Below are 25,231 nucleotides of genomic sequence, written 5' to 3'. Positions count from 1 at the left end.
GTTGGACTCTGAACCATTCCACGTCCAACCGCCGGTTCCTACCGTTGTGGTCATGACACGCATCAACACTCCATTCAACGCCAAGACCACGGCCGCGGAGATCCTCGTCGGAGTCGACCTCACCGGGCGGCGAATCATCGTCACCGGCGGCGCCTCCGGGATCGGCCTGGAGACCGTCCGGGCTCTGCGGGGGGCGGGGGCCGAGGTCACCGTCGCGACCCGCAACCCCACCGGCGACCAGCGGGCCCTGGACCTGAGCGACCTCGGCTCGGTGCGTGCGTTCGTGGCCGGCTGGACCGGGCCGGTGCACGCGATCGTCGCGAACGCCGGGATCATGGCGCTGCCCACCCGGCAGGTCGCCGCCAACGGCTGGGAGCTGCAGCTGGCGACGAACTTCCTCGGGCATTTCGCGCTGATCACCGGCCTGCACGAGAACCTGCGGCAGGCCGCCGACGCGCGAGTGGTCATGGTGAGTTCCGGCGCTCAGCTGCGCGCGCCGTTCGACTTCGACGACCCGCACTTCGAGCGCCGCCCGTACGACCCATGGGCCGCGTACGCGCAGTCGAAGACGGCCGACGTGCTGCTCGCGGTCGGCCTCGCCCGGCACCGGGCCGCCGACGGCGTCACCGCGAACGCGTTCGAGCCCGGCTACATCCACACCAACCTGCAGCGGCACCTCGACGCCGCCACCATGCGGGCGGTGGGCGCGATGGACGACGAGGGAAACCTCGTGACCCCGGACTACTACAAGACCCCGGAGCAGGGCGCCGCCACCTCGGTGCTGCTCGCCGCGTCCCCGCTGCTGGACGGCGTGACCGGCCGGTTCTTCTCGGACAACCAGGAGGCCGAGGTGGTGCCGGGCGGACCGGACGTGACCGCCGGCGTCGCGGCCTGGTCGGTCGACCCGGCCGCCGCGGACCGCCTCTGGGACTACGCGCTCACAGCGACGGCGGCTCGCTGACCGGGCCCTCGTCGCCGGAGCGACCTGAGGCCGCTCAAACTGTCCGCGAGGGCGGTGCCTCCACCGGCGCGGCCGGGCCGATCCCCACGGTGGGGCGACCACCTGACCGAGTCGGCGGTGCGGGTCGAGGGGAGACGTCGCCGGGCGGCACGCGATCAGCCGCGCCGCGGGGTGACGAGGCCGGATTCGTAGGCGAACACCACGAGCTGGGCGCGGTCCCTGGCATGCAGCTTGGTCATCGCCCTGCTGACGTGCGTCTTCGCGGTAGCCGGGCTGATCACCATGTGGGCGGCGATCTCGTCGTTGGACAGGCCGCGGGCCACCAGCGCGGTGACCTCGCGCTCGCGGTTGGTCAGCACGTCGAGCCCCTCGGGCGCGGGCTCGGGGCGGCGGGCGACGTACTCGCCGATCAGGCGGCGGGTGATCGCGGGGGACAGCAGCGCGTCGCCGCGGGCCGCGACCCTGATGCCCTGCAGCAGGTCGGCGGGCTCGGTGTCCTTGACCATGAAGCCGCAGGCGCCGGCGCGGAGCGCGTTGAAGACGTACTCGTCGAGGCCGTAGTTGGTGAGGATCACGACGTGGACGTCGCTCAGCCGCTCGTCGGCGGCGATCAGCCGGGTCGCCTCGATGCCGTCCATCACCGGCATCTGGATGTCGACGAGGGCGACGTCGGGCCGGTGCTCGCGGGCGAGCGCGACGCCTTGCTCGCCGTTCGCGGCCTCGGCCACCACCTCGATGTCGTCCTCGATCTCCAGCAGGGCCCGGAAGCCGCCGCGAATGAGCGCCTGGTCGTCCACGAGCAGCACGCGGATCACGAGGGCTCTCCAAGGGGAAGCTCGGCGCGTACGGTGAAGCCGCCCTCGGGGCGGGGCTCGGCCCGCAGCCGGCCGCCGAGCGCCGCGACGCGCTCGCGCATGCCGAGCAGACCCGTGCCGGGCACGGGCGGCGCGTCAGGGTCGGCCGTGCCGCCGTCGTCGACCTGCACGATCAGCTCCTCGTCCGCGTAGTCGATGCGCACCGTCGCGGCCGCCCCGCCGGCGTGCCGGGAGACGTTGGTGAGCGCCTCCTGGACGATCCGGTACGCGGCCCGGTCCACCTCGGCCGGCAGCTCCCGCCGCGCGCCGGAGATCGTCACCGTGGCCGGCAGCCCGGTCGAGCGGGCCCGCTCCACCAGGTCGTCGAGCCGGTCGAGGCCGCTGGCCGGGGTCTCGCAGTCGGAGCCGCCGGGGTCTCGCAGCACCTCCAGGGTGGCGCGCAGCTCGCGCATCGCGTCGCCGCTGGCTTCCTGGATGGCCAGCAGCGCGGGGGGCACGTCCTCGCCGCGCCTGCGTGCCAGGTGGACGGCCACCCCGGCCTGAACCTTGATGATCGAGATGCTGTGGGTGAGCGAGTCGTGCAGCTCCCTGGCGATGCGCAGCCGCTCCTCGCCCGCGCGGCGCCGGGCCGCCTCCTCGCGGGTGCGCTCGGCCTCGGCGGCCCGCTGCTCGGCCTCCTCCAGGTACGCCTGCCGGTGCCGGGTCACCGTCGCCGCCACGCCGGCCGCCACGAACCAGCCGATCAGCAGTGCGGTGTTCTGGAGATCCTTCACGGGTCCGTCGACGCCGGGCAGGTGAATCACCAGGTCGGTACCCAGGAAAGCCAGGCTCGCCAGCGCCCCGGCCAGCCGGTGGCCGGCCCCGACCGCGGCGAACACCGACACCATCACCGGGAAGGCGGCCGGCAGGCCGGGCTGGATGTGCGCCGTGACCACGAGCATGCAGGCCGTGCTGACGAGCAACGCCACCAGGGGAGCCCGCCGCCAGGCGACGAGCGCGAGTGAGCCGGCGAGGACGGCCGCGAAATCCAGCGCGCCCGCGTTCGGCGTGTAGAACACGATGACCGACAGCAGGATGGCCATCACCGCGGCGAGCAGGCCGTCCTGGGCGAGCGGCCGCCACCGGTCCATGAACATCATTTGTGTAGGTTAGGGCTTTTCCCGCCGGGGGTCGTCCGCCGTATGTCGTAATAAATCACTACTCCCCGCGATGTAGTGAGGCCGACTCTGCTCCCCGGGTGCCAGGCGGAGGAGCCTCCCTGGGCATGATGACCGCTGACCGGCCCGAGTACCACGATGTCCGGCATGCACATGATCCGAATCAAGGGCGGGTTCCGCCCCATGGGCCGGGAGAGCCGCCGGCCATCACCCCCCGCGCCACAACCCGGAACGAACGGGTCATCAGCCACGAGGACTGAGTCATGGTGACACGTACGGAATCGGCAGGCAGGAAATCGATCATTGATGCGGATGCCCGGCCAGGTCTTACCCTCGCCGCGGTGGCCGTCGTGCAGTTCATGGTGTCGCTGGACCTGTCGGTGGTGAACGTCGGACTCCCGCAGATCGGCCTCGGCCTCGGCTTCAGCGCGGTGGGGCTGACCTGGGTGATCCACGCCTACGCGCTCACCTTCGGCGGGCTGCTCCTGCTGGGCGGCAAGGCCGCCGACCGGTACGGCCGTAAGCGGGTACTGCTGTTCGGGCTCGGCCTGTTCGGCCTCGCCTCACTCGTCGGCGGCTTCGCCCAGGCGCCCGGCTATCTCGTGGCCGCCCGTGCCGTACAGGGCATCGGGGCCGCCGCGGTGGCCCCGGCCGCGCTGGCACTGCTGACCTCGACGTTCCCCACGGGCAAGGCCCGCGTCCGGGCTTTCGGCGTATGGGCGGCGGTGAACGCCGCCGGAGGCGCCCTCGGCGTCCTGATCGGCGGCCTGCTCACCCAGTACGCCGGCTGGCGATGGGTGATGTTCGTCAGCGTCCCGATGGCCGCCGGCGCGCTGGCCCTGACCTGGCGGGCTGTCGCCGCCGGCCCGCCCCCGGTTCGCGGCGGCCGCCCGGACGTGCCGGGCGCCGTCCTGTCCACCGCGGGCATAACCCTGCTGGTGTTCGGCGTCGTCCGCACCGACCGGTATCCGTGGACCTCCCCGGTCACCCTGACGACCCTGGCGGTCGCCGCCGCGCTGCTGGCCGCCTTCATCTACGTCGAGCGGACCACCACGCGCGAACCGCTGATCCGGCTCGGCCTGTTCGCCAACCGCTCGGTCGCCGGCGCCAACATCTACAACCTCTTCGTCGGCGGGGCCATGGCCTCGTCGTTCTATTTCATGTCGCTGTACCTCCAGCGCGTGCTCGGCACCGGGCCGGCCCTGACCGGGCTCGAGTTCCTGCCGTTCGCCCTCGGGGTGATCGTCGGCTCGGTACTCGCCATCAAACTCGGCTACCGTCTCGCGCCGCGGACCCTCCTGGTCGCCGGCGGGCTGCTGACCGCGGCCGGGTTCGCCTGGTTCGGCCTGATCAGCTCCGAGGGCGCCTTCATCACCGATGTCCTGGGCCCGTCGATCGTCGCCAGCGTCGGGTTCGGGCTCTGCCTCGGACCGGTCGTCTCCATCGCCACCGCGGGGGTCGCGCCCCACGAGACGGGCACCGCCTCCGGCCTGCTCAACAGTTCACGACAGATCGGCGCCTCAATCGGTCTGGCCGTCCTCGGCGCCGCCGCCCAGAACCGCACCGGTCAGACCGCCACACCCTCGGCCCTCACCGACGGATACGCGTTCGGCCTGACACTCGGCGCCGCCCTCCTGGCCACCGCCGTCCTCATCGCCCTCACCGTCCTGCCGCGGGCCGGCTCACCGTCACGGGCCGAGCAGGCCGACGACCGCGACGCGCTCCTCGCCCGGGATTGACCGGCGATCCGCCCCACCCCACAACCCGCCAGATGAAAGATCACCATAGGAAGGTCGTCCAGGCATGACCGTTACCCCGATCGATCTCTTGGCCTCCTCCATCCACCTTCACCAGGGCGGCGAGATTCACGCCGTGAGAAGAGCGGACGACGCGGGCCAGGACGGCTGGCAGCTGACGGCCTTCCATGCGAAGACCGGCGCCGACGTCCACGCCGACCACTGGGAAATCCACCCCGAGGCCGAGGAGGTCGTGTCCTGCCTCATCGGGAAGATACGCCTCTACCTCCGTCCGGAACGGCCGGGACAAGAGGAGGAGGAGATCAGGCTGATGGCCGGAACCGCCGTCATCGTCCCGCGCGGGCGCTGGCACCGCATCGAGCTGGACATCCCCAGCAACATCATGGCCGTCACCCTGCCACGCGGCAGCCGGCTGGAGAAGCGGGCCGGAGCATAATCCCTCGCACCCTGTCCTCACCCATGACGACGATCGCGGGTGCGTGGCGAGTAGTCGCGTATCTGTGCCACCCCGGTGGCCCAAAGCCGGCCGGCACTCATCAAGGGATCGACCGCGGCGAAACTCCGGGGATGACCGTCGGGACCAGGCCGCCGTCAGTGCTCAGGGCTCCACCGGTCGTGGCCGAGGCCGGGTCCGATGCGACATGGGCGATCAGGTTCGCCACCTCCGTTCGATCCGAGGCACCGCGGGTCAGGGGCTTCCGGTGCCTCGGATCGAACGAGACGAACTCATCGGATGGCCGCTGCGAGCCTCGTCGAGCTGAACACGGTGGGGGCGCTGCGGGTCACCCAGGCGCTGCTGCCGTGGCGATCGGCGACGCCATCGAACTGCGGGACCCGCCACTGCGCATCCCGGTCGGCTCCGCGGCCCAGGCCTCCCTGGCCGCTCGCAAGTCCCACCCCGACGAGATCGCGTTCAGGTTCGCACCGATCGACCGGTGAGGCGCGGTGGTCGCGAGCAGCCAGGGAACCGTGTCACAGGAGCCGGCGGGCGAGGGGCAGTCTGGTCCGGGTGATCAGCGCCGCCACCGTCGCCAGAATGGGCAGCCCCACCACCACGGCGATCACGAACGGCCACGGTATGGCGATCGTGGCGGGATCTCCGGCGCCGTGTGTCGTCATCGGCCGGCTCAGCGCCACGCCCGTCACCGTTCCCGCGACCAGCCCCACCAGCGCGCCGAGCCCGGAGATGTAGAGGGCCTGGCAGGCCACGACCATCCGCAACGTCCCCGGCGGTGCGCCGATGGCCATCATCGTCACCCGCTCAGGCCGCATGTCGGCGGCCGCCAGGCGAGTGGCGGCCAGCGTGCCACCGACGACGAGGACAAGAGCGCCGACGAGCCAGCCCCACAGGCCGGGGTCGGGCACGTTGCGATAGCCCTCCTCGGAGGCGACCGTCACGCGGGGGGTCACCTTGGCCAGATCGCGTGACAGCGTCGAGTCGGCCGGCAGCCGGTACATGGCGTAGAGCTGACGCTCCGCCGTCGAGAATCCCGCCTGCTCGACCAGGGTGCGCGGCAGCAGGGCCCCGCCCTGGTACTCGTCGGCGGGTGTGGCCAGCACCGCCGGCACTTCGAGCTTGCGTGCGGGGCCGGACGTGGAGCCCGCCCGCAGCGCCAGCTTGCCATTTCGCACCGCGGACGCGTCGAACACCACGGCCTTGCCGCTCGCCAGCGCCGCGGTCGCCTGCGGATCGTGGCGCCCCTGCAGGAGCCTGAGCAGAGTCTGGTCTCCGACGGCCACCGTACGGCGCGTCCGTGTCCCGTTCCATCGCACCGTGTACCGCAACGCGTAGCGGCGGCCCTGGGCGTCCCTCACCTGATAGCCGGCGGCCAGTGGCACGCCCGGCAGCCGGCGGGCCGTTTCGGCGCGGAGCCCGTTCCAGGCCGCGTCGCTGATACTGCCGCCCCAGATCGCCAGCGTGCCGGTCGGGCGCGCCGAGGTGTAGGCGTTGCGCCGATCCATGTATTCGCTGTGGGTGCCGATGCCCACCGCCACGACCGTGGCCGTGACCGCCATGACGGCCGCCACGGCACTCACCGTCCGGGACCGGTGGCGGACCGCGTCACGGACGGACACCCGCAGCGGGAGGCGCAACCGCGCGGCCGGCCATCCCGTGCAGCGGACGAGCCATGGCATCAACACCACCAGCCCGAGCAGGATCAGCACCGCGGAGGCGAACACCCACATCGAGTCCGGCTGGCGCCGCGCCACCACGGTCGCCCCCAGTCCGGCCAGCACCAGCACGGCCCCCAGCAGGGGCCATCCCGGCCGATCGGCCACCGCGGGAGCGCGGCCGGCCAGCACGGCCGCGGTGTTCTGCCGAGCCGCCTGTGCGGCGGGCACCAGCGCTGCCACGAGCCCGGTGAGCAGTCCCAGCGCGGCGATGCCCATAACCGGCGGCCACGGTACCCCCGGCGGGCCGACCTGCCCTCCCCAGCGCGCCACGATCGAGGCGCCCAGCACTCCGGCCCCGATGCCCAGCACCGTCGCCACGAGGGTGGCCGCACCTCCGAGAACCAGCCCGTCGGCCAGCACGATCATCCGCAGGTGCCCGGCCGAGCCGCCCTGCGCCGCGATCTCGGCCAGTTCCCGGCGCCGTCTCCGGAGCCCGACCGCGAAGGCGGGCCCGGCCAGCAGCACGGTCTCCAGCACCACCATGATCACCATGGCGCCGAGCCCGACCGTGTGCCGGACGTCCAACAAGGAGAGACCAACCGGGGCGCGCGGCTCGAAGTCCCGGATCATGGCGCGGGAGGTGACGTACAGGCCGGCCGTGTTCAGCGCGGGCACGTCGGTCCAGGTCACGGGCTTCGCGGTGTCGGCGAGCCAGCCGGGGCCGTACTGGGTTGGAGACAAGAAGCCATCCGGGGGTGCCAGCGGCAGATCCGGACCCACCACCTCGCGAAGCGAGGGCCGGTACGGGTGCTCGACCACGCCCACCACCGTCAGCGGCGCCTCGCCGGACGGCCGCAGGAGATCGCCGGGGCGCAGGCCGAGCGCGGGTGTCACCGCGACCTCGCGGGCGGCGGGAAATCTGCCCTCGCTCAATGTCAGCATCCCCCTGGTGAGGGGATCGCGCAGGTCGGTCTCCAGCGCGTCGACCCGTTCGGTGCCCAACCGGAGCGCGCCGGTGCTGAAGGGGATCAACCGGGTGCTCGGTCCGAGCAGGGCCGCCACCTCGGCGGCGCCGAGCTTGGGATAGGCCGCTTCGTAGTCGCCGCCGCTCGTGTTCCAGCTCGCCCCGTTCGGCTGCTGCTGGAGCACCGTACCCTCAGGTGTCTGGACGAGGCGGGAGTCGGCCGTGCCGAGCTCGGCCACCAGCCCCTCCCGCGGAGTGATGCTCATGGTCTCGGTGAGGGTGAAGACCCCCGTGATCACCAGGACGGGCAAGCCGATCATCACCATGATGAGCGCGCTTCGCCCCCGGGAACGCCACGCGGTTCGGCGGGCGAGGCGCAGCGCGACCAGTAAGGCGCTCATCGGGCGCTCACCAGCGACGTGTCCGTGGTGTCCGCGATCATCCCGTCGCGGAGGAACACCACACGATCGGCCCAGGCGGCGTAGCGCGGCTCGTGGGTGACCAGCAGGACCGTCGCGCCCGCGTCACAGCGAGCCCGTAATGTTTGCAGGATCTCGTCGCCGGTGCGCGTGTCGAGCGCGCCGGTCGGTTCGTCGGCCAGCAGCAGGCGCCGCTCGCCGACCAGAGCGCGGGCGATCGCGACCCGCTGACGCTGGCCACCGGACAGCTCGTCGGGGAAGCGGTCGGCCAGGTGCCCCACGTCGACCTCCGCCAGCACGGCCATGGCCTCCTCCCGGGCCAGGCCTGAGCGCAGGCCGTCGAGCTCGCGCGGCAGCATCACGTTCTCCGCCGCCGTCAGCGACGTGATCAGGTTGAGGTCCTGGAAGACGTAGCCGACGCTGCGGCGCCGCAGCGCCGCCAGGTCGCGCACGGTGGCCAGGTCCTGCTCGTCGATGTGCACCGTCCCCGACGTGGGCCGGTCGAGCCCGCCCACGAGGTTGAGCAGGGTCGACTTGCCGGACCCGGAAGGGCCCATGACCGCGACCAGCTTTCCCGCGCCGACCTCGAGGTTCACACCTTTCAGAGCGTGTACGGCTGTCGCTCCTTCGCCATGGACTCTGGCCACCTCAACCAGCCGTACGAACGTCATTTTTCCTCCTTGAGAACGGCCTCACAGTGGTCCAGCCACCGTTGTTCGGCCTCAGCCTGGAAGATCATGGAATCGAGTACGAGCCGCTGGGCCGCGCCTTCCGTGGCAGCTCGCTTGGCCCTGGTCAGCTGCTGGAGGGCGCGCATGGTCGCCGTCCGCTGCCGGTGGATGACCTCGGCGACGTCCACCTTCCCGGCCGCGACGGCCATGGCCAGCTTGATGACCAGCTCGTCCCGCGGCCGGTCGGAGTGGATGACGGGGGTGGCGAACCACCGCGCCATTTCCTCCCGGCCGGCCGCGGTGATCGTGTAGACGACCCGGCCCTGCTCGTCCGACTCGCCCGGCTTGACCAGGCCGTCGCGCTCCAGGCGGGACAGCGTTGTGTAGACCTGGCCGATGTTGAGCGGCCAGGTCGCCCCGGTCGACGCCTCGAACTCGACCCGCAGTTGGTAGCCGTGCCGAGGCCCCTTGCTGAGGAGGGCGAGCAGCCCGTGTCTGACCGGCATGAGTACTAAGTATGCATACGAAGTATGCATCGCTCAAGGGGGTCGACGCAGCGTTACGTCAGATGGCCCCAGCTCCGATCAAGGCCGCCCCCGGCCCCGACGGCACTCCTGGGGACACGCCGCCATCACCTGGCCCGAAGGCAGGTCGCGCGTCGGCGGCAGCATGGAGCGCAGCGCCGACGTCGCCCCGAGACCGCCGTGCTACTGGCGCGCGGCGAAGCCAGGTCGCCGTGTGAGGTGGCGTTATGACCCGGTTTCGGGGTGAGCGGAGTCGGTCAGACCGGTCGCGGTCAGGGTGAGGTGCCGGACCAGTGTTGCGGCCGCGGTGTCGGCGTCGCGGGCCAGCACCGCTTCCTCCAGCCGGCGGTGTTCGTCGGCGAAGTCCCGGTTGGGAGCGCGCTGGGCCGACCAGCGGCGGGTCAGTTCGCTCGCCGTCCACATCCGGTCGAAGGTCTCCAGCAGAACGGGGTTGCCGCAGCCCTCCAGCAGGGTCCGGTGGAAGATTCGATGGGCCTCGGACCAGGCGTCGCTGTAGTACTTGCTCTCTTCCGGTGCGTACGCCGGGGTGCGGGCCAGGCGGTGGTGGGCGGCCCGTACACGGGCCTCCCAGTCGACGTCGCCGCGTTCGACGGACATGCGCAGGACGACCGGCTCGATCGTCCGCCGGGCCTCGGCGATCTCCTGCCAGCGCTGGTCGGAGAAGGCGGGGACGGCGAAGCCGCGGTTGTGCAGCCGGTCGGCGAGACCGTCGCCGACCGCCCGCACCAGCGCCTCGCGCACGACGGCCAGGCTCACGCCGTGTTCCCCGGCCAGGTCCTGCGGCTTGAGGGCCTCACCGGGGGCGTAGTCCCCACGCATGATCGCATCCCGCAGGCGGGCGTAGACCTGCTCGGAAAGCATCTGTTTCCCCGGCGAGGTGGGGGCGGCGGCTGCCTGTGTCATGTCGTCAGCATAGACGATTGGACTAATAATCGATTATTTAAGCTATAGTCGATGAAAAGCAATCGCCCACCATGTCCCTCGCTAGGAGAACAACCGCAATGCGTCTCGCCGACCTCCCTGATCATGCCCACCCGAGCAGCCGGCGGATGGACCTGAACGCCGTCCGCGAGGTCAGCCTCGCCGTCAACGCGACCCACCGGTTCATCTACTTCGCCCCCGAGGCCGTGGAGGAGGCCGCCAAGCTCGGCGTGACCGACCGCGGGCCGGCGTACTTCGCGTTCCGGTCGGCCGCGATGGGCGCGGTCCCGTGGCAGGTCGCGCTCGCGGCCTTCTACAACTTCAGCCCGCGATCGGTGCAGCCCATGACGGGCGTGTGGGACGCCGCGTCACCCGAGCAGTGGCAGGCCGCCCGCTTCGTGGTCGCCGATCGTTCGTTGCGGCGCGGCGGCGTGCGTCTCACGGCCGATCGGATCGCGGAGGCACGGTCACTGATCGACCGGGTCGTCGCCGGTGCCGACTACGCCGGCAAGACGCTGGCCGCCGCGAACGCGTCGGTCGCGCTCCCGTCCGATCCGCTCGTCGCGCTGTGGCAGCAGATCACGGTGCTGCGTGAGTGGCGCGGCGACGCGCATCTTGTCGTACTCGCCGACAATCGCCTCGGGCCGTGCGACTGCACCGTCATTCAGACCGCGACGGGTCGCCTCCCGACGGTGCTCATGCGTGCGACCCGCCAGTGGGACGACGAGGAGTGGGCCGCGGCGACGGCACGTCTTGTCGCGCGCGGCTGGCTCAACGCCGACGGCACCGTGACCGATGCCGGCACCGCGGCGCGCGAGCAGATCGAGGTCGAGACCGACGAGCACTGCGCCGCGCTGTGGGCGCCGATCGGCGACGCGGGCGCCCGTCGCCTCGCCTCGCTCATCACGCCGATCGACGACGCGTTCACCGCGGCCGGGACGTACGGGCAACTACGCTGATCGCGGCCGATCCGCGAGCTTCGGTCACCGCGTTGCCGGAGCGCGACGCAGCGACCGGACTACTCCCACAGATCCGTGGACAGGTACTTCAGGCCCGAGTCGGGAATGAGCACCGCGATGGTGGCTCCGGCCATTTCATTCCGCAACAGGTGCAGAGCGGCGGCGACATTGGCTCCCGCGGAGAATCCGCCGAAGATGCCTTCGCGCATGGCGAGCAGGCGAGCCGTCGACCGTGCTTCCTCGCCGGTGACCTGCACGTAACCGTCAATGGGAACGTCAAGCAGGTGCGTGAGGTCGGCCCGGGAGAAACCACCACCCTGGATCGGATGGTTGGGCTGGGAGGCGGCTTCCCCCGCGAGCACCGCGGCGCCCTCGGGCTCGACGGCGAAGCACCTGACGGACGGCTTGTGCTCCTTGAGAGCACGCGTCACTCCCGCCAGGCACCCCCCTGTCCCGACAAAATCGGCGAAGGCGTCGATCCTGCCGCCCGTCTGCTCCCAGATCTCCTGTCCCGTGCCCGTGTAGTGGGCAGCCACATTGCTCTGGTTCTCAAACTGGTCTGAACGGAACGCACCGCGCTCTCGGGTGACTCTCCGAGCCTCCAGTTCGACGAGTTCCATGTCGCCTCCCGATACCCGGCCGGGGACCGAGCCGGGCAACTGGTCCACGAGTACGACTTCGGCTCCCAGAGCGACGATCATCCGCGCGCGCTCGGCGGAGCTGCCCTTCGACAGCACCGCCACGAAGGGATGGCCTGTGACCGCGCAGGCGATTGCGAGTCCCGCACCCGTGTTTCCGCTGGTGAGTTCCACTACGGGCTGGCCGGGGAGAAGCAGGCCGGCCTTCTCGGCGTCCTCGAGGATGCGCTTGGCCACTCGGTCCTTCTTGGACCCGCCGGGGCTGAAGTATTCCAGCTTCGCAAGAATCGTTCCCTCCAGGTCGGCGGTGAGACGGTCAAGTCTGACCATGGGTGTGCCGCCGATCGCATCGACCGCGGACTGCAGGACCTTGCTCATACCGGTATCACTTTCCGCCTGGCGGCGGTCGCCGTGGATGAGGCGACCGCCGCCTTCGGCGTTCTGGTTTCGACCTGTCTCCGGCCGGGCCTTGATCCGGGTCCGGCGCCGCACCATATGAGGTGTTCGGCTGTGCCTGACGATGGCCACGCGGGCGCGCACCGTCGTGAGGCGGGTGCGGTCAGAGCGCCCAGGGCGTTTGAGGAAGAGCAGCGTGATGGACCCTGCCCGTATCGGAAGGAGATCGCGGTGAACCGGGAACCGTTACCCGCATCGCGACAGTAGCGCTTCTCTTTGCTCTCATAATCTATGATAACAGTTGGCCGCAACTCGCCCAAATGGGGCCGCCGGCGATGCCAGGCGCGTTCAGGAGGAGGTGCCGTCGAGCATTACCACAATATGAAGCGTAGCGCTATTATTTCTCTTTATGAGGAACGGTAGCAGTTCGCGAGATCTCGCTGAAACCCTACGCGGCGAGCTCCAGTCCTATGCTCCGGGGGAGAAGCTGCCGTCCAGCCGGGCTCTCGTGGAGCGTTTCGGAGTGAGTCCGGTTACCGTCTCACGCGCGCTGAGCACTCTCGCCGCCGACGGGCTGGTGGTCACCCGGCCCGGCGCCGGCGCATACCGCGCGCGCGACAGCGTCTCTGACAGCAGGGCCGTCGACACGTCCTGGCAGCAGATCGCGCTTACCGCCGAAGACCAGCAACATGGTGAGTCCGCCCCGCGGATCGTCGACGCCACCGGTGTCGCCGCCAGCCTGGCGGTCCCTCATCCCGGCGTGATCGCTTTCAACGGCGGCTATCTGCACCCTTCGCTCCAGCCCGCACAGGCCCTCGGCGCGGCCTTCGCCCGTGCCGCCCGGCGCCCCGGCGCGTGGGAGCAGCCTCCGCTGGAGGGGCTGACCGCGCTCCGTGCCTGGTTCGCCCGGGAAGTGGGTGGGCCCAATGGAAACATCACCCCCGCGCACGTGCTCATCACCGCGGGCGGCCAGGCCTCACTGACCACCGCGCTGCACGCTCTCGCCGCGCCGGGCTCACCGGTGCTCGTGGAATCGCCGACCTACCCCGGCGCGCTGGCCGTCGCCCGCGCCGCCGGGCTGCGCCCCGTACCGGTGCCCATTGACGACGACGGCGTACGCCCCGACCTTCTGGACCGGGCCTTCACCGCCACGGGAGCCCGTGTCTTCTACTGCCAGCCGCTCTTCCACAACCCCACCGGCACGGTCCTCGCCCCCGACCGGCGTCGCAGAATCATCGAGATCGCACACGCCGCGGGCGCCTTTGTCATCGAGGACGACTTCGCGCGCCGGCTCGGGCACGACGGACAGCTCCCGTCGCCGCTTGTCGCCGACGACCCGTACGGCACCGTCGTGCACATCAGCTCACTGACCAAGCCCACCTCGCCCAGTCTGCGGGTCGGTGCGCTCATCGCCCGCGGACCGGTCATGGAGCGACTGCGTGCCATCCAGATCGTCGACAGCTTCTTCGTACCCCGCCCGTTCCAGGAGGCCACCCTGGATCTCGTCAGCGCTCCCGCCTGGCCACGCCATCTGCGCACCATCTCCTCCGGCCTGCGTGAACGCCGCGACGCCATGCTCGCCGCACTGCAGGCCGACCTGCCCGGTCTCGCCGCCACGGTCCGCGCACCCGCCGGCGGCTACCACCTGTGGATCCGCCTGCCGGACGGCACCGACGAGGCCGCCCTGGTGGCCGCCTCTCTCCGTGCCGGTGTCGCCGTGTCTCCCGGCCGCCCCTACTTCGCCGCCGAGGCCCCGGCTCCGTACCTGCGCCTCAGCTTCGCCGACAACACCGGTACGGACGAGATCTCCGAGGGCGTCGACCGCATCGCCGCCGCATGCGCCGAGACCGGCGTCGTGACCGGCACGTGAGCGTGGCCCTCGGCTGCTCAGCGGGCCGGCCCGGTAAGCATCGGCGACGGGCCGCTCGCGCTCGAAGCACACCCGGTCTCACGGTCGGACGATGAAGCAGTTGGCGGTCGCGGTCGCCAGCAACGTGCCCGCGGTGTCCTCCAGACGCGCCTCGGCCAGTGCGACGTTTCGTCCGGCGTGAATGACGGTGCCCGTTGACGTGACGGTTCCGGTGCCTATCCGGATAGGCCTGATGAATCGAACGGACAGGTCCAGGGTGCTGAATCTGCTTCCGGCCGGCAGCGTGGTGTGCACGGCGCAGGCAGCCGCCGAATCCAGCAGGGCGGCGTACACACCACCGTGGACGGACCACATGGGGTTGTAATGAAATTCGCCGGGCGTGAGGCGGAACACCGCTTCGCCCTCCCGGGCCGAGGTCAGACGCATGCCGATCAATTCCATCATCGGTGCGGGAGGAACGTCGCCGCGCACCATGGCTTGGAGGAATTCCAGGCCGTTCATCTCGACGGCCGCGGTCGCGAACGAAAGGTGATCCTCCCAGGAAACGGTCCGGACACGACGTTCGGATTCGCCGTTGACGTGGCTGATCGGTTCCGTGCCTGTCCTGTCCATGGCATTTTCTCCTTGGGATTTCCGGCGGTAGGGGTTGAGGGCCGCGACTCTCGGAGGGGAGACGGCGGCAGTACTTCACGCTGGTCGTCGGTCTTGCCTCCGGCGGAAACGGATTCAACCTCGGCCGCCGTGGTCGCAGACCGTGGTGAACGAAACCGTTGGAGGGAGTCTGTTCGGCTATCGCGGCGGCGGAGTCCGGCAGCGACGGACTACAGCTGGGTGGTCAGGCCGGAGACGGATATGACCATGTCCACCGTTCGGGGGAACCTCACAGAGGCTCTTCGACGCAGCCCGCCAGTTCGTTCAACGCCGCCTGCCGGCCTGTGTCGACAGCTGCGCGAAGGGGGCGTGGGCGTCGCTCGGTACGGCCGATCGGCGCGCTGCCGATCGGTGGGCGGATCTGCAGGGTCGCGGGATGCACCGCCAGAAGCCGCTCTTCCTCCGCTCTGATGGCCTCGCGGCGCAGCCATGGTCCGAGGGCTCCCGGTGCGCGCCGGGCGAACCATCGCGACAGCATCAGACGTTCGCCGAAAGACGGAGCCGACGTGGTCTCGTCCATACGCCGAGTGCGAAGCGCAACGATGTGCGTGGCCTTCTGGGCGAGCGCCGTCCGTACGGGGACCGACTCGCTCACCCCGGCGTCGACGAACGATCGCCCGTCGATCTCGATCGGTTCGCCTGCGAGAAGCGGCATCGCCGTCGAGGCGAGGAGCGCGGCCTGCAGGCTGGATCGGTCACGGATCTGCTCGTGCAGATCGGTGGCCTGGCCTGTGAGGGCGTCCGTGGCGATCGGGTGGAACTCGACGGTGCTGTCGAGGATCTCCTGGAACCCCATCGGCATGATCTCGGTGTACACGGTGTGGACAAGGAAACGGGTGTCCACGACCGGCTGCCGGCGCAGTGCGCGCCTTGGGTCGATGGTCGCCCCCATGATGGTCGGATCCCACCACGCGTGCATGGTGCTTTCTGCGCGACCGCACAGCAGCCACGCCGCGTTCAGCGCTCCCGCGGAACTGCCGTAGACGGCATCGAACATCGGCAACAGCCCCAGCTGTTCGATGGCGACCGTCATGCCGCTCGAATAGGCGCCACGCGAGCTTCCGCCTTCGACCAGGAGCACCAGGCGCGCGTCGTCGCTGCGATCTCCGGGAGCGCTTCCCTGTTTCTTGCGGTCACGCAGTAGCTGAAGGACGGTGTCGGTCACCGTTCCGCCTTCTTTTCTTGCTTGAAGATCGCGTCGATCGCCGACGGCAGGACCGCACCGTGGACCGCTACTCCCACATCAACAGTAGCGCTATCATATAGCTTCATAATTAACGATAGCAGTTCTCGAAGCGAGACGTACTCACGAGTAGGTTACTCGTCGGTAAGTTCTTTCCGGTGGGGAACTCGACACCGGTCGGGGACGGGCCGGACCCGCGGCTTCACCCACGGAGTCGACCTTGTCCGGTGGGCTATGCTGTCCGGCGATGACTACCGGGACGGCGTCGCGCCACACACGGATTGGTGACCCGGTGCTCTTCTGAGCGCCGTGCGGGCCGGTGCGGGCCCGCTGTTCGATCGAGGATCTCGCGCTGCCGCGCGGGCTCCGCCTCCTGTCGTGTTGATCACAGGTTCTGCACATCGACCACGACAGGAGAAGTCATGCCCACCAAGACACTGCGGATTCCCACCGCGGACGGCCAGGCCGACGCTTTCGCCGCCTTCCCCGACCATGGCGAGCGGCACCCGGGGGTGCTGATGTACGCGGACGGCTTCGGTATCCGGCCCGTACTGCGGGAGATGGCCCGCGAACTGGCCGCGCACGGGTACTACGTGCTCGTCCCCAACCTCTTCTACCGGCACGGCCCGGCGCCGGTGATCGAACTTCCCGAGCACATCGGAGAAGAGGTCCGGCCCGCGATCTTCGCCCGGCTGATGCCCTTGATCGAGGCGCACACCACCGAACGGGTTCTGCGCGACGCCGACGCCTACCTCGGGTTCCTCACCGCTCAGCCCGAGGTCAGCGCCGGACCGGTCGCGGTGACCGGCTACTGCATAGGCGGCCTCCTGGCGATGCGCACCGCCGTGGCCCACCCCGGCCAGGTGGCCGCCGTCGCCGGATTCCACGGCCCCGTGGGCGCCGACGGGCCCGACAGCCTCTCCAGGCTCACCGCCCAAGTCCACTTCGGCCACGCCGAAACCGACATCACGCCCGAGGTCCTCGGCGAGCTCAACCAGGCCCTGGATGCCGCGGGTGTCGACTACACCTCCGAGATCTATCCCGGCACCGTCCACGGCTTCACCATGTCCGACACCGACGCCTTCAGCCCCTCCGGACTGCAGCGCCACTGGGACCGCCTGCTCCCTCTCCTCGACCGCACCCTGACCGGCGGCTGAGGCTCCGGCCTGGAAACCAAACCTGAAGTACACGGCGCCGGAGTCCCGGCTCGGACGCCGGCCGCGAAGCAGCGGCCGGCGTCCCGGTGACGTGGTCATGCGCTCTCTGCCGTCGCAGCCTGTTCGTCAGGCTCGCGCCACATCCACATCCACATCCACATCACGGTCGCGGGTGAGGGGTGCTCGCCACACTTCTGCTGGGCCGCGGCTAGGGGATGTTCCAGGCGGAGATCACCGGCTGCTCGTGCTCGGTGCCCAGGAGACTGAGGGTGCCGGGACGCGGGTGGCAGAACAGCCGGCCGGCTGAGGGGTCGAGGCCGAGCCAGCGCGCGGTGAGCACGCGCTGCAGGTGGCCGTGCGCGACAAGGGCGACGTCGCCGTCGTTCAGCAGCGGCCGGATCCGGTCGAGCACGGCGTCCGTGCGTGCGGCCACCTGGTGGAGCTGCTCGCCGGGATAGCCGGCGGCGCCGGGGACGACGCCATCCCGCCACAGATGCCAGCCCGGCCTCGCCTCCCGGATCTGCGTCTCGGTCATGCCCTCGTAGCCGCCGTAGTCCCACTCCATCAGATCGGGATCTGGCTGAACGCCGGTCAGGCCCGCCAGTTCGGCCGTCCGCATGGCGCGGCTCAGCGGGCTGCTCAACACGGCGACCAGATGACGGCGGGCCAACGCCGGGGCGAGCGCCTTGGCCGCGGCCACGCCGGTGTCGGTCATCGGGAGATCGGTGCGGCCGGCGTACTGGCCCGACCGGCTCCATTCGGTCTCGCCATGCCTGATCAAGATCAGCTCACTCATGACCGGGACGGTATCTCGTGATGTGATTCGCCCGCAATCGGTCTGCTTCGGGAAGGGCGCACCCTTCCCATGACCGGGATCGGGTCCCGCTCACCGTCCGAACGTGATCATGGGGCGGTGCTCCGCAAGAGACCCGCGCGAGCGAAGTCGAGTACGCGGTCGACCAGGGGGAGCAGCTCATCGGTGGCGGTGTCGCGGTGGTGGGCCTCGTGGGTCATGTACAGCTCGCGCAGGCCGCCCACCACGGTGTACGCGGTCAGGCGCGGGGCCAGCGCGTCGGGCGCCAGGCCCATGTCCCTGCCGATGGCGGCGGCGATCAGGCGTTCCAGCTCGTAGTAGCCCGCGCGGCCGCGGCCGCGCAGGTCCTCGTCCTCGGCTATCAGGGTGGCGCGTTTGACGCGCAGGGACCAGGTCTCGCCCGGCTTGCGGCCCTGGTCGGCGTCGCGTTCGTCGAGGGCGTGCATCGTGTCGCGCATCCACTCGCCGACGGCGTCGAGGACGGGGCCGGGCCGGGTGTCGAGGCGGGCGGCCAGGGACTCCGGGGCGAACGGGTCGTCGGCGAACAGCAGGTCTTCCTTGCTGGGGAAGTGCAGCGTGACGGTCCGTGTCGCGACGTCCGCGTGTTCGGCGATCGCCGCGATGGTCGTGTTGCGGTAGCCGTGCGACGTGAACAGCTCCAGCGCCGAGGTCTGGATCCGTTCGCGGGTCTGCCGCTTCTTTCGATCTCGCCGACCTTCCATGCGGCAACGATACCATCCATTCAATTAATGCAGTCCATGCTACTCTTATGATGAAACGTATCCACTGAAGAGAGGTGAGGACGTTGTCCAAGGCATGGTTCATCACCGGCACGTCGAAGGGGTTCGGTCGCGAGTGGGCGGAGGCCGCCCTCGAGCGGGGCGACCGGGTCGCCGCCACCTCACGCGACCTCGGCCCTCTGCGGCCCCTCACCGAGAAGTACGGCGACGCCGTACTTCCCCTGCGGCTCGACATCACCGACCGCGCGGCCGTGTTCGCCGCCGTACGGCAGGCGGCTGAGCACTTCGGCGGGCTGGACGTGGTGGTCAACAACGCGGGCTACGGCCATTTCGGCATGGTCGAGGAGCTGACCGAGGCCGAGATCCGCGCCGAGATGGAGACCAACTTCTTCGGCACGCTATGGGTGACGCAGGCGGTCCTGCCGGTGCTGCGCGCGCAGGGTCACGGCCGGATCATTCAGGTCACCAGCGAGGGCGGGGTCCGGGCGTTCCCCGGCATCGGTGGCTACCACGCGTCGAAGTGGGCGGTGGAAGGGCTGTCGGAGTCGCTCCGCAAGGAGGTCACGCACTTCGGCATCGACGTCGTCTGCCTGGAGCCCGGCCCGTACTCGACCGACTTCGGCGGCGGCAGCGTCCGCACCAGTGCCGAACACCCGGACTACGCCGAGGTCCGCGCGGTCACCGAAAACGTTTGGGACCTCGGCGACCCCAAGGCGACGCGCGGGCCGATCCTGGAGCTGGCCGACACCGACGACCCGCCGGCCCGGGTCTTCTTCGGCAAGTCGTTCGAGCCGGTCGCGGCCGAATACGAGGAACGGCTTGCCACGTGGCGGAAGTGGCAGCCGGTCGCGCTGGCCGCATTCCGTTGACGCGCACACCGGGCTGACGTTCGTGTCCGACGCGTCGGTGAGCGTCGAAGCGTCCCCGGGCGATATCCCCGGAACGGTGGAGAACGACGTAACCCACCGCGAAGAAGCCCCCGCTCGTCTCTCCGAAGACTCTTCTCCGAGGAGACGAGCGGGGGCTCCACGCGTTGACGCGGTGTCAGCGGTGGTCTTCGGCCTCGGCGAGGTGGTGATCCTCCACCAGGACGGCGAAACCGTCGAGATGGCGGGCAAGGCTGTACTCGAACAATCCGTCCACGTCCGACACCTCTTCCCCGGTGACCGTGGCCAGCAGCGGAAACCGGCCGGAGCGGAGAAGCTCGTCGGCCCGCTTCCGCTGTGTCAGCCACCACCGGTCGAGCGTCACACCGGTCTCCTGCTCGGCTTCGACCTCGTCCGCCATGGACAGCGCAACGGTGAGGACCAGTGCGTGCAGCGTGAGCGCCTCTCGAATCCGTGTTGTCATGGGCAGTCCAAGCCCGTCGAGTGCACGCAGGGTCCACTCGGTATGCGCCATCATGTTGGGCACCAGCAACGGGCGAGTGAACGAGACGGCCCTGGGCAGCCAGGGGTGTCGCCGGCACAGCTCCCACTGCAGGCGGGAGATCAGTTCGAGCCTGGCTCGCCAACCGTCCGGGCCCGGGACGGGTAGCTCCGGTTCGCCGAAGACCTCGTCGGTCATCTGCGTCACCAATTCGTCCTTGCTCGAAACGTGCCGGTACAACGACATCGGACCGACACCGAACTCGGCCGCGATCCGCCGCATGGATACGGCGTCGAGTCCCTCGGCGTCGGCGATCGCGATGGCGGTGCGGAGGGTTTGCCTCCGGCTCAGCGCCTGCCTGGGGGCACTGGCGCGCCGCGGTCCCGGGGGAGTGGTCACGCCGACCGGCTTCTTCCGGCCCGTGAGGGTGCTGACCACCGTGCCGGCGCCGACCTTCGTCTCGACCAGCCCGTCGTCGCGGAGAGCGGCCATCGCTCTGGTCGCGGTCGCGACCGCGACGTCCCATCGCCGGGCGATCTCCCGGATGGAAGGCACCCGATCCCCGGGCCGCAGGTCGCCGGCCAGGATCCGGGCGCGGATCTCCGTGACGATCTGCCGGTATGGCGGTTCCGGCCGCTGCGTTGACGACGGCATGGAGCCCCCGATCTCTTGGTGAGGTTGCTGCCCGCCAAGAGTGTACTAGTCCAATCTCTCAGGTCCAGTCCGCTTTGACTCGCTGAATCATCAAAACACTCCCACTTCCGCGACCATCTCAATACGCTGTACCCATGACAGCTGATACACCGTACGCATCCGTGCGGCGGGCGGATGCCGCAGACCGGCAGGCGGTGTTGGACGTCCTGACCAAGGCGTTCATGAACGATCCCGTCGTCTGCTGGCTCTTCCCCGAGGCAGGCCGGCGAGGCCGTCTCCAGGCGCACTACTACCGCTCCCTGCTCACCCATCCCGCCGCCGAGGTGTACCTTGCCGGTCGGCGCGAGGGCACCGCGATATGGCTGACGCTGGCCGCAGGCCAGACGCCCTATGAGGGGCGCCCGGACGCATCCGGGGCGGGCCAGGGGACGGTCTTCGGCGAGAACGGCGCGCGATTGCTGGCCCTGGGCCAGGCACTGGCCCCACGGCATCCCGCTCGCGAACCGCACCTCTACCTCCCGTGCATGGGGGTGATCGGCGGGCGGCAGGGCGCCGGGCTCGGCTCGGCGATGTTGCGGCACCGGCTGGAGCGAGCGGACGCCGACGGGCTCGCCGCGTATCTGGAGGCGAGTTCGCCCAGGAGCCGCGTCCTCTACCAGCGGCACGGATTCAAGGATCTCGGCGAGCCGGTTCGCGTGGCGGACAGCCCGCTCCTGTGGCCGATGTGGCGCAGACCGCACCGTTGACCGCCGACTCACACCACCCGTCCAACAGGCGGATGGAGCGAACGTCGATGACAACGGACCGCGGCAGTGGTCGCCGACCCGGCGGCCATGCCGACCCGTTCGACCGGCCTGAACCGGTGGAGATCTTCTCGGAGCTCGCCGGTCGTCGACGCGGCGCAGCACGCTCAGAGTGGGTTACGCGGCGGCTTCGACGAGGGGGCGGATGATGATCTCGTTGACGTCGATGGCGACGGGTTGATCGATGACGTAGGCGACGGCGTCCGCCACGGAGGATGTGGGCATGTTGAGCTTGTCCGCCATGGTGCGCACCCACGCCATGGTGTCGGGATCTCCTCCCAGGGTGTTCAGCTCGGATTCGGTGAAGGAAGGGCTGACCACGGTGACCCTGATGTCCTGTTGCTCCTTGCGGAGCCCCTCGGACAGGGCCTTGACCGCGAATTTGGTGGCGCTGTAGACGGCGGAGCTGGGGACGACGTCGTGGCCGAGGGTCGAGCAAATGTTGATCACGTGTCCCGAGCGCTGCGCCTTCATCAGCGGGAGAACGGCCGCGATGCCGTGCAGGGTGCCGCGCAGGTTGACGTCGATCATCTGGTCCCACTCGTCGACGCGTAGCGCGTCAAGCCTCGACAGCGGCATCACGCCGGCGTTGTTGACCAGGACGTCGATGCGTCCGTGCCGGCGGTGGGCCTCCTGGGCGAAGGCGTGGACGCTTTCCTGGCTCGTCACGTCGAGTGCCATGTGCTCGGCGGAGCCGCCGTCCGCACGGATCGTGGCGGTCAGGGCGGCGAGGCGGTCGAGGCGGCGGGCGCCGAGCACCACGTGGTGGCCTGCCGCGGCGAGCCGTTGCGCGGTGGCGGCACCGATGCCGCTGCTGGCTCCGGTGATGAGGACGATCTTCGGTGAGTCGTTCATGTGAGGTTCCTTGAGTCCTTCGATATCGGTCACGAGCATGGGCACGCGCCTCGACCGGCGCGGGCGGTCGGCTCGGTCCTTACGTGTCGGTCATTCGTCGGCGTCCGGCCCGGACGAGCCGACGGAGGGATCCAGTGCGGAGAGCACCTGCTGCGTCATCACGATGGCCCGCTGCGCCTCACTCCGGTCGAGGGTCTCCAGTCCGGCGTGCATGGTGCTCATGCGCCGTACCGCCTGGTCGGCGATGTGCCTGCCGGTCGGCTCCAGACGCACCAACTGACCGCGTGGCGCCTGTGGATCGAGATGCCTGCTCACCAGGCCGCGTTCGCACAGCCGGTGCACCTGCTTGCTCACGGCACCGGAGGTGACCATGAGACGGCGGAACAGCTGGGTCGGGCTGAGCGCGTAACTCGGTGGCGAGCGGCGCAGAGCCAGAAGGATCCGCATCTCCGAAGGGAGAAGGTCGTACTCCTTGACCAGTTCGGTGAAGTCCTGTTCGAGGAGTTGCGCGATCCGGTGGATCGCCGACGCCAGCACGATGTTGGTGACGTCGAGACCGGGGAGTTCCTGCTGCCACAGTGCGGCCACGGCCATGGGGTCGGGCCCGCCGATGCGAGGAGCGTACGTCGACTCCTGCTCGGTGGAACCAGTCGGAACCTCGGGGTCTGTGTCATTCATCAGCTGACCAGTGATTCTTCCTAGGAAACTTCCTTCCTGGGAAGATAGACCCTGTTGTCGGAGGCGCGCAAGTCGCGCCTCCGGCAACGCGTCGACGAGGGGACGCCGGGGCTCAGCCGATTTCGACGCCCTCGATCGCGGGGAGGCCGATGGCGTCCAGAGCGGCGTGCGCGGCCTCCGGCGCCTCCTCACGTGAGGCCGGAATGGCTGAACGAGTCGCCTGTCCGCCGAAGGTGTCCGAGGCCTCTGCCGGTGCCAGGGCATGACGGTGCGGCTGGACTCGGCGAAGGCGAACGGCCTGCCGGCCGTGGAGCTCCGGGGTGCCCGGGAGCTCCACGGCCGGCAGCGTCTCCTGACGGGTGGCGACCCGGTAGCCCTACTTGACGTGGTTGAGGAAGAAGTCCCGGACGTCCTCGGCGAGCAGTTCCGGCACCTCCATCGCGGCGAAGTGGCCGCCGTGCTCGAACTCCGACCAGTGCCTGATGTCGTACAGCCGCTCGGCCAGCGGTCGCACCGACAGCGTGATGTCGTGCGCGAACACGGCCACGCCGAGCGGCACCCGGCACGGCTGCAGGCTCCCTCGCGGGGAGTCGTGGTGGAACCGGCCCGAGGAGGCCGCAGTCGCGGTCAGCCAGTACAGCGAGATGTCGGTGAGCATCCGATCGTCGCTCACCGGCGTGGCGGGGTCGGTCCACTGCGCGAATCGCTCGGCGATCCAGACCAGCTGGCCGACCGGCGAGTCGGTCAGCGCGTAGCCGATCGTCTGCGGGGTGAGCGCCTGCAGAGCCTGGTAGGGCGGGCGGTTCGCCATCAACTGCCTGACCTTGTCCAGCCGGGCCTCGTCCGCTTCGGACACCTCGACGTCGGGGTCCGGCCGGGTCGGCAGGTAGTTGACGTGCACCCCGACGACGTGCTCGGACGCGACCGCGCCGAGCCCGATGGAGATGCCCGCGCCGAAGTCGCCGCCCTGCGCGCCGTAGCGCTCGTACCCCAGGCGGCGCATCAGCTCGGCCCAGGCCCGCGCGACCCGGACGGTGTCCCAGCCGCGCTCGTGGGTCGGCCCGGAGAACCCGAAGCCGGGGATGGACGGAATCACCAGGTGGAAGTCGCGCGACAGCGGCTCGATGACGTCGAGGAACTCCAGGAACGAGCCGGGCCAGCCGTGGGTGAGGATCAGCGCGAGCGCGTCCGGCTTCGCGGACCGGACATGGACGAAGTGGATGTTCTGGCCGTCGATCTCGGTGGTGAAGTGCGGAAGCTCGTTGAGCTTGGCCTCGTGCTCACGCCAGTCGTAGCCGGTGCGCCAGTATTCGGCCAGTTCCTTGAGCCGCGCCAGCGGGAAGCCGTAGTCCCACCCGGCGCCGGCGACCTCGTTGGGCCAGCGGGTGCGGGAGAGCCGGTCGGTCAGGTCGTCGAGGTCGGCCTGGGGGATGTTGACGCGGAACGGCTCGATCATGGTCCTGACTCCAGAGGAATTCATTCGGTGTCCTAATGTTTGTATAGCTAACGTTTGGTGCTCAAACGATACAATGAATCATTAGTGCTTCCAACGATTCGTTAGACTTGTCACATGGAGAACCCATCCGAGAAGACGCCTGCCCGGTGGGAGAGCCTGCCCAGCTGGCTGCTCACCCAGACCGCCAACCACGCGCACCGCCTGGTGGGCGACGGGTTCTCGTCCGTTGGCGCCCGCGGCTACCACTACCGCCTGCTCGCGACGCTGGAGGAGTCCGGCCCGGCCAGCCAGGCCGCGCTGGGCCGCCGTAGCGGCATCCACCTCAGCGACATGGTCGCGACGATCAACGAGCTCGCCGATGGCAAACTGGTCGAGCGTGCCCCGGACCCCTCCGATCGGCGGCGCAACGTCATCTCGCTGACCGCCGCGGGCAAGCGGCAGCTGCGGCGACTGGAGAAGCGGCTGGCCGAATGTCAGGACGAACTGCTGGCTCCGCTGTCACCCGAGGAGCGACAGGGGTTGACCGGGCTGCTGTCCAGGCTGTTGGACCACCACAACCGGCGAACCGGCACCCCCGAATAGCCGTGGCGCCGACTGGAACGTGCTCTCGGGACGCAGCCGGCCGGGCCTGAACACTCGAGCGCCTCCGGCGTCGGTCACGTCCGGCTCGTCCGCGTACGCCTA

25 protein-coding genes are annotated in these 25,231 nt (G+C 69.9%); 10 read left to right on the top strand and 15 right to left on the bottom strand.

What is annotated here, in order from left to right; genetic code table 11:
* Positions 1 to 52: 52 nt before the first annotated feature.
* Positions 53 to 961, top strand: coding sequence for an SDR family NAD(P)-dependent oxidoreductase (locus DKM19_RS23330; RefSeq protein WP_110705913.1), 909 nt, complete (start codon positions 53 to 55; stop codon positions 959 to 961).
* Positions 962 to 1,116: 155 nt separating this feature from the next.
* Here DKM19_RS23330 and DKM19_RS23325 read toward each other — a convergent pair whose 3' ends face one another.
* Entirely contained in the window at positions 1,117 to 1,776 is a 660-nt protein-coding gene (locus DKM19_RS23325; protein WP_110698347.1) for a response regulator transcription factor, read from the bottom strand.
* Entirely contained in the window at positions 1,773 to 2,906 is a 1,134-nt protein-coding gene (locus DKM19_RS52770; RefSeq protein WP_305000323.1) for a sensor histidine kinase, read from the bottom strand. The genes DKM19_RS23325 and DKM19_RS52770 overlap by 4 nt, the downstream gene beginning before the upstream one ends.
* A gap of 290 nt (positions 2,907 to 3,196) precedes the next feature.
* Here DKM19_RS52770 and DKM19_RS23315 point away from each other — a divergent pair, with 290 nt between their 5' ends.
* The 3 genes from DKM19_RS23315 to DKM19_RS49690 all read left to right on the top strand — a co-directional run bounded on the left by DKM19_RS23315 (position 3,197) and on the right by DKM19_RS49690 (position 5,629).
* Positions 3,197 to 4,672, top strand: coding sequence for an MFS transporter (locus DKM19_RS23315; protein WP_110698343.1), 1,476 nt, complete (start codon positions 3,197 to 3,199; stop codon positions 4,670 to 4,672).
* Positions 4,673 to 4,736: 64 nt separating this feature from the next.
* Positions 4,737 to 5,126, top strand: coding sequence for a cupin (locus DKM19_RS23310; protein ID WP_110698341.1), 390 nt, complete (start codon positions 4,737 to 4,739; stop codon positions 5,124 to 5,126).
* 365 nt (positions 5,127 to 5,491) lie between these two features.
* On the top strand, positions 5,492 to 5,629 hold the full coding sequence (locus tag DKM19_RS49690) for a hypothetical protein (protein ID WP_162641694.1): 138 nt from the start codon (positions 5,492 to 5,494) through the stop codon (positions 5,627 to 5,629).
* A 33-nt stretch (positions 5,630 to 5,662) separates the two neighbouring features.
* Here DKM19_RS49690 and DKM19_RS23305 read toward each other — a convergent pair whose 3' ends face one another.
* The 4 genes from DKM19_RS23305 to DKM19_RS23290 form a co-directional block, all read right to left on the bottom strand.
* Positions 5,663 to 8,170: an ABC transporter permease gene (locus DKM19_RS23305; protein ID WP_110698339.1), complete on the bottom strand. Its 2,508-nt coding sequence runs from the start codon at positions 8,168 to 8,170 to the stop codon at positions 5,663 to 5,665.
* Positions 8,167 to 8,859 carry an ABC transporter ATP-binding protein gene (locus DKM19_RS23300; protein ID WP_110698337.1) on the bottom strand — a complete coding sequence of 231 codons (693 nt, stop codon included), beginning with the start codon at positions 8,857 to 8,859 and terminating at the stop codon, positions 8,167 to 8,169. Before DKM19_RS23300 ends, DKM19_RS23305 begins: the two co-directional genes overlap by 4 nt.
* On the bottom strand, positions 8,856 to 9,365 hold the full coding sequence (locus DKM19_RS23295) for a PadR family transcriptional regulator (RefSeq protein WP_110698335.1): 510 nt from the start codon (positions 9,363 to 9,365) through the stop codon (positions 8,856 to 8,858). The genes DKM19_RS23300 and DKM19_RS23295 overlap by 4 nt, the downstream gene beginning before the upstream one ends.
* 243 nt (positions 9,366 to 9,608) lie before the next feature.
* Positions 9,609 to 10,307: a GntR family transcriptional regulator gene (locus DKM19_RS23290; RefSeq protein ID WP_110698333.1), complete on the bottom strand. Its 699-nt coding sequence runs from the start codon at positions 10,305 to 10,307 to the stop codon at positions 9,609 to 9,611.
* Between the two features lie 146 nt (positions 10,308 to 10,453).
* On the opposite strand from DKM19_RS23290, the gene DKM19_RS23285 reads away from it, so the two are divergent.
* On the top strand, positions 10,454 to 11,284 hold the full coding sequence (locus DKM19_RS23285; protein ID WP_110705912.1) for a hypothetical protein: 831 nt from the start codon (positions 10,454 to 10,456) through the stop codon (positions 11,282 to 11,284).
* 59 nt (positions 11,285 to 11,343) lie between these two features.
* Here DKM19_RS23285 and DKM19_RS23280 read toward each other — a convergent pair whose 3' ends face one another.
* A complete protein-coding gene (locus DKM19_RS23280) occupies positions 11,344 to 12,300 on the bottom strand; it encodes a PLP-dependent cysteine synthase family protein (protein ID WP_110705911.1) in 957 nt (318 codons plus the stop codon).
* A 427-nt stretch (positions 12,301 to 12,727) separates the two neighbouring features.
* On the opposite strand from DKM19_RS23280, the gene DKM19_RS23275 reads away from it, so the two are divergent.
* Entirely contained in the window at positions 12,728 to 14,188 is a 1,461-nt protein-coding gene (locus DKM19_RS23275) for a PLP-dependent aminotransferase family protein (protein ID WP_110698331.1), read from the top strand.
* Between the two features lie 78 nt (positions 14,189 to 14,266).
* Here the strand turns inward: DKM19_RS23275 and DKM19_RS23270 are convergent, their stop codons facing one another.
* A complete protein-coding gene (locus DKM19_RS23270; RefSeq protein WP_110698329.1) occupies positions 14,267 to 14,800 on the bottom strand; it encodes a PaaI family thioesterase in 534 nt (177 codons plus the stop codon).
* A gap of 268 nt (positions 14,801 to 15,068) precedes the next feature.
* Positions 15,069 to 16,004 carry a patatin family protein gene (locus tag DKM19_RS23265; RefSeq protein ID WP_110698327.1) on the bottom strand — a complete coding sequence of 312 codons (936 nt, stop codon included), beginning with the start codon at positions 16,002 to 16,004 and terminating at the stop codon, positions 15,069 to 15,071.
* Positions 16,005 to 16,444: 440 nt separating this feature from the next.
* On the opposite strand from DKM19_RS23265, the gene DKM19_RS23260 reads away from it, so the two are divergent.
* Positions 16,445 to 17,179 carry a dienelactone hydrolase family protein gene (locus DKM19_RS23260; protein ID WP_110698325.1) on the top strand — a complete coding sequence of 245 codons (735 nt, stop codon included), beginning with the start codon at positions 16,445 to 16,447 and terminating at the stop codon, positions 17,177 to 17,179.
* 208 nt (positions 17,180 to 17,387) lie between these two features.
* Here DKM19_RS23260 and DKM19_RS23255 read toward each other — a convergent pair whose 3' ends face one another.
* Together DKM19_RS23255 and DKM19_RS23250 are read right to left on the bottom strand one after the other, a co-directional pair.
* Positions 17,388 to 17,975: a histidine phosphatase family protein gene (locus tag DKM19_RS23255; RefSeq protein ID WP_110698324.1), complete on the bottom strand. Its 588-nt coding sequence runs from the start codon at positions 17,973 to 17,975 to the stop codon at positions 17,388 to 17,390.
* A gap of 107 nt (positions 17,976 to 18,082) precedes the next feature.
* Complete coding sequence (locus DKM19_RS23250; RefSeq protein WP_110698322.1) at positions 18,083 to 18,715, bottom strand: TetR/AcrR family transcriptional regulator; 633 nt, start codon at positions 18,713 to 18,715, stop codon at positions 18,083 to 18,085.
* Positions 18,716 to 18,798: 83 nt separating this feature from the next.
* Between DKM19_RS23250 and DKM19_RS23245 the strand changes: the two genes are divergently transcribed.
* Positions 18,799 to 19,602, top strand: coding sequence for an SDR family NAD(P)-dependent oxidoreductase (locus DKM19_RS23245; RefSeq protein WP_110698320.1), 804 nt, complete (start codon positions 18,799 to 18,801; stop codon positions 19,600 to 19,602).
* A gap of 175 nt (positions 19,603 to 19,777) precedes the next feature.
* On the opposite strand, the gene DKM19_RS23240 is transcribed toward DKM19_RS23245, so the two are convergent.
* Complete coding sequence (locus DKM19_RS23240; protein WP_110698318.1) at positions 19,778 to 20,755, bottom strand: GntR family transcriptional regulator; 978 nt, start codon at positions 20,753 to 20,755, stop codon at positions 19,778 to 19,780.
* A 134-nt stretch (positions 20,756 to 20,889) separates the two neighbouring features.
* On the opposite strand from DKM19_RS23240, the gene DKM19_RS23235 reads away from it, so the two are divergent.
* The gene (locus DKM19_RS23235) at positions 20,890 to 21,501 is read left to right on the top strand and encodes an N-acetyltransferase (RefSeq protein ID WP_110698316.1); all 612 of its coding nucleotides are present in this window, start codon (positions 20,890 to 20,892) and stop codon (positions 21,499 to 21,501) included.
* Between the two features lie 174 nt (positions 21,502 to 21,675).
* Here DKM19_RS23235 and DKM19_RS23230 read toward each other — a convergent pair whose 3' ends face one another.
* From DKM19_RS23230 to DKM19_RS23220, 3 genes are all read right to left on the bottom strand, one after another.
* Entirely contained in the window at positions 21,676 to 22,413 is a 738-nt protein-coding gene (locus DKM19_RS23230) for an SDR family oxidoreductase (protein WP_110705910.1), read from the bottom strand.
* Positions 22,414 to 22,503: 90 nt separating this feature from the next.
* Complete coding sequence (locus DKM19_RS23225; RefSeq protein WP_162641693.1) at positions 22,504 to 23,091, bottom strand: MarR family winged helix-turn-helix transcriptional regulator; 588 nt, start codon at positions 23,089 to 23,091, stop codon at positions 22,504 to 22,506.
* A 376-nt stretch (positions 23,092 to 23,467) separates the two neighbouring features.
* Positions 23,468 to 24,547: an epoxide hydrolase family protein gene (locus tag DKM19_RS23220; RefSeq protein WP_110698312.1), complete on the bottom strand. Its 1,080-nt coding sequence runs from the start codon at positions 24,545 to 24,547 to the stop codon at positions 23,468 to 23,470.
* A 114-nt stretch (positions 24,548 to 24,661) separates the two neighbouring features.
* Here DKM19_RS23220 and DKM19_RS23215 point away from each other — a divergent pair, with 114 nt between their 5' ends.
* Positions 24,662 to 25,129, top strand: a complete 468-nt coding sequence (locus DKM19_RS23215) for a MarR family winged helix-turn-helix transcriptional regulator (RefSeq protein WP_110698310.1) — start codon at positions 24,662 to 24,664, stop codon at positions 25,127 to 25,129.
* Positions 25,130 to 25,231: the final 102 nt, after the last annotated feature.

The sequence above is a fragment of the Streptosporangium sp. 'caverna' genome, from assembly GCF_003203775.1.
Taxonomy (GTDB): domain Bacteria; phylum Actinomycetota; class Actinomycetes; order Streptosporangiales; family Streptosporangiaceae; genus Streptosporangium; species Streptosporangium subroseum.
The sequence above is the reverse complement of the archived record's forward strand: the minus strand, read 5'-3'. Positions and strand labels throughout refer to the sequence as shown.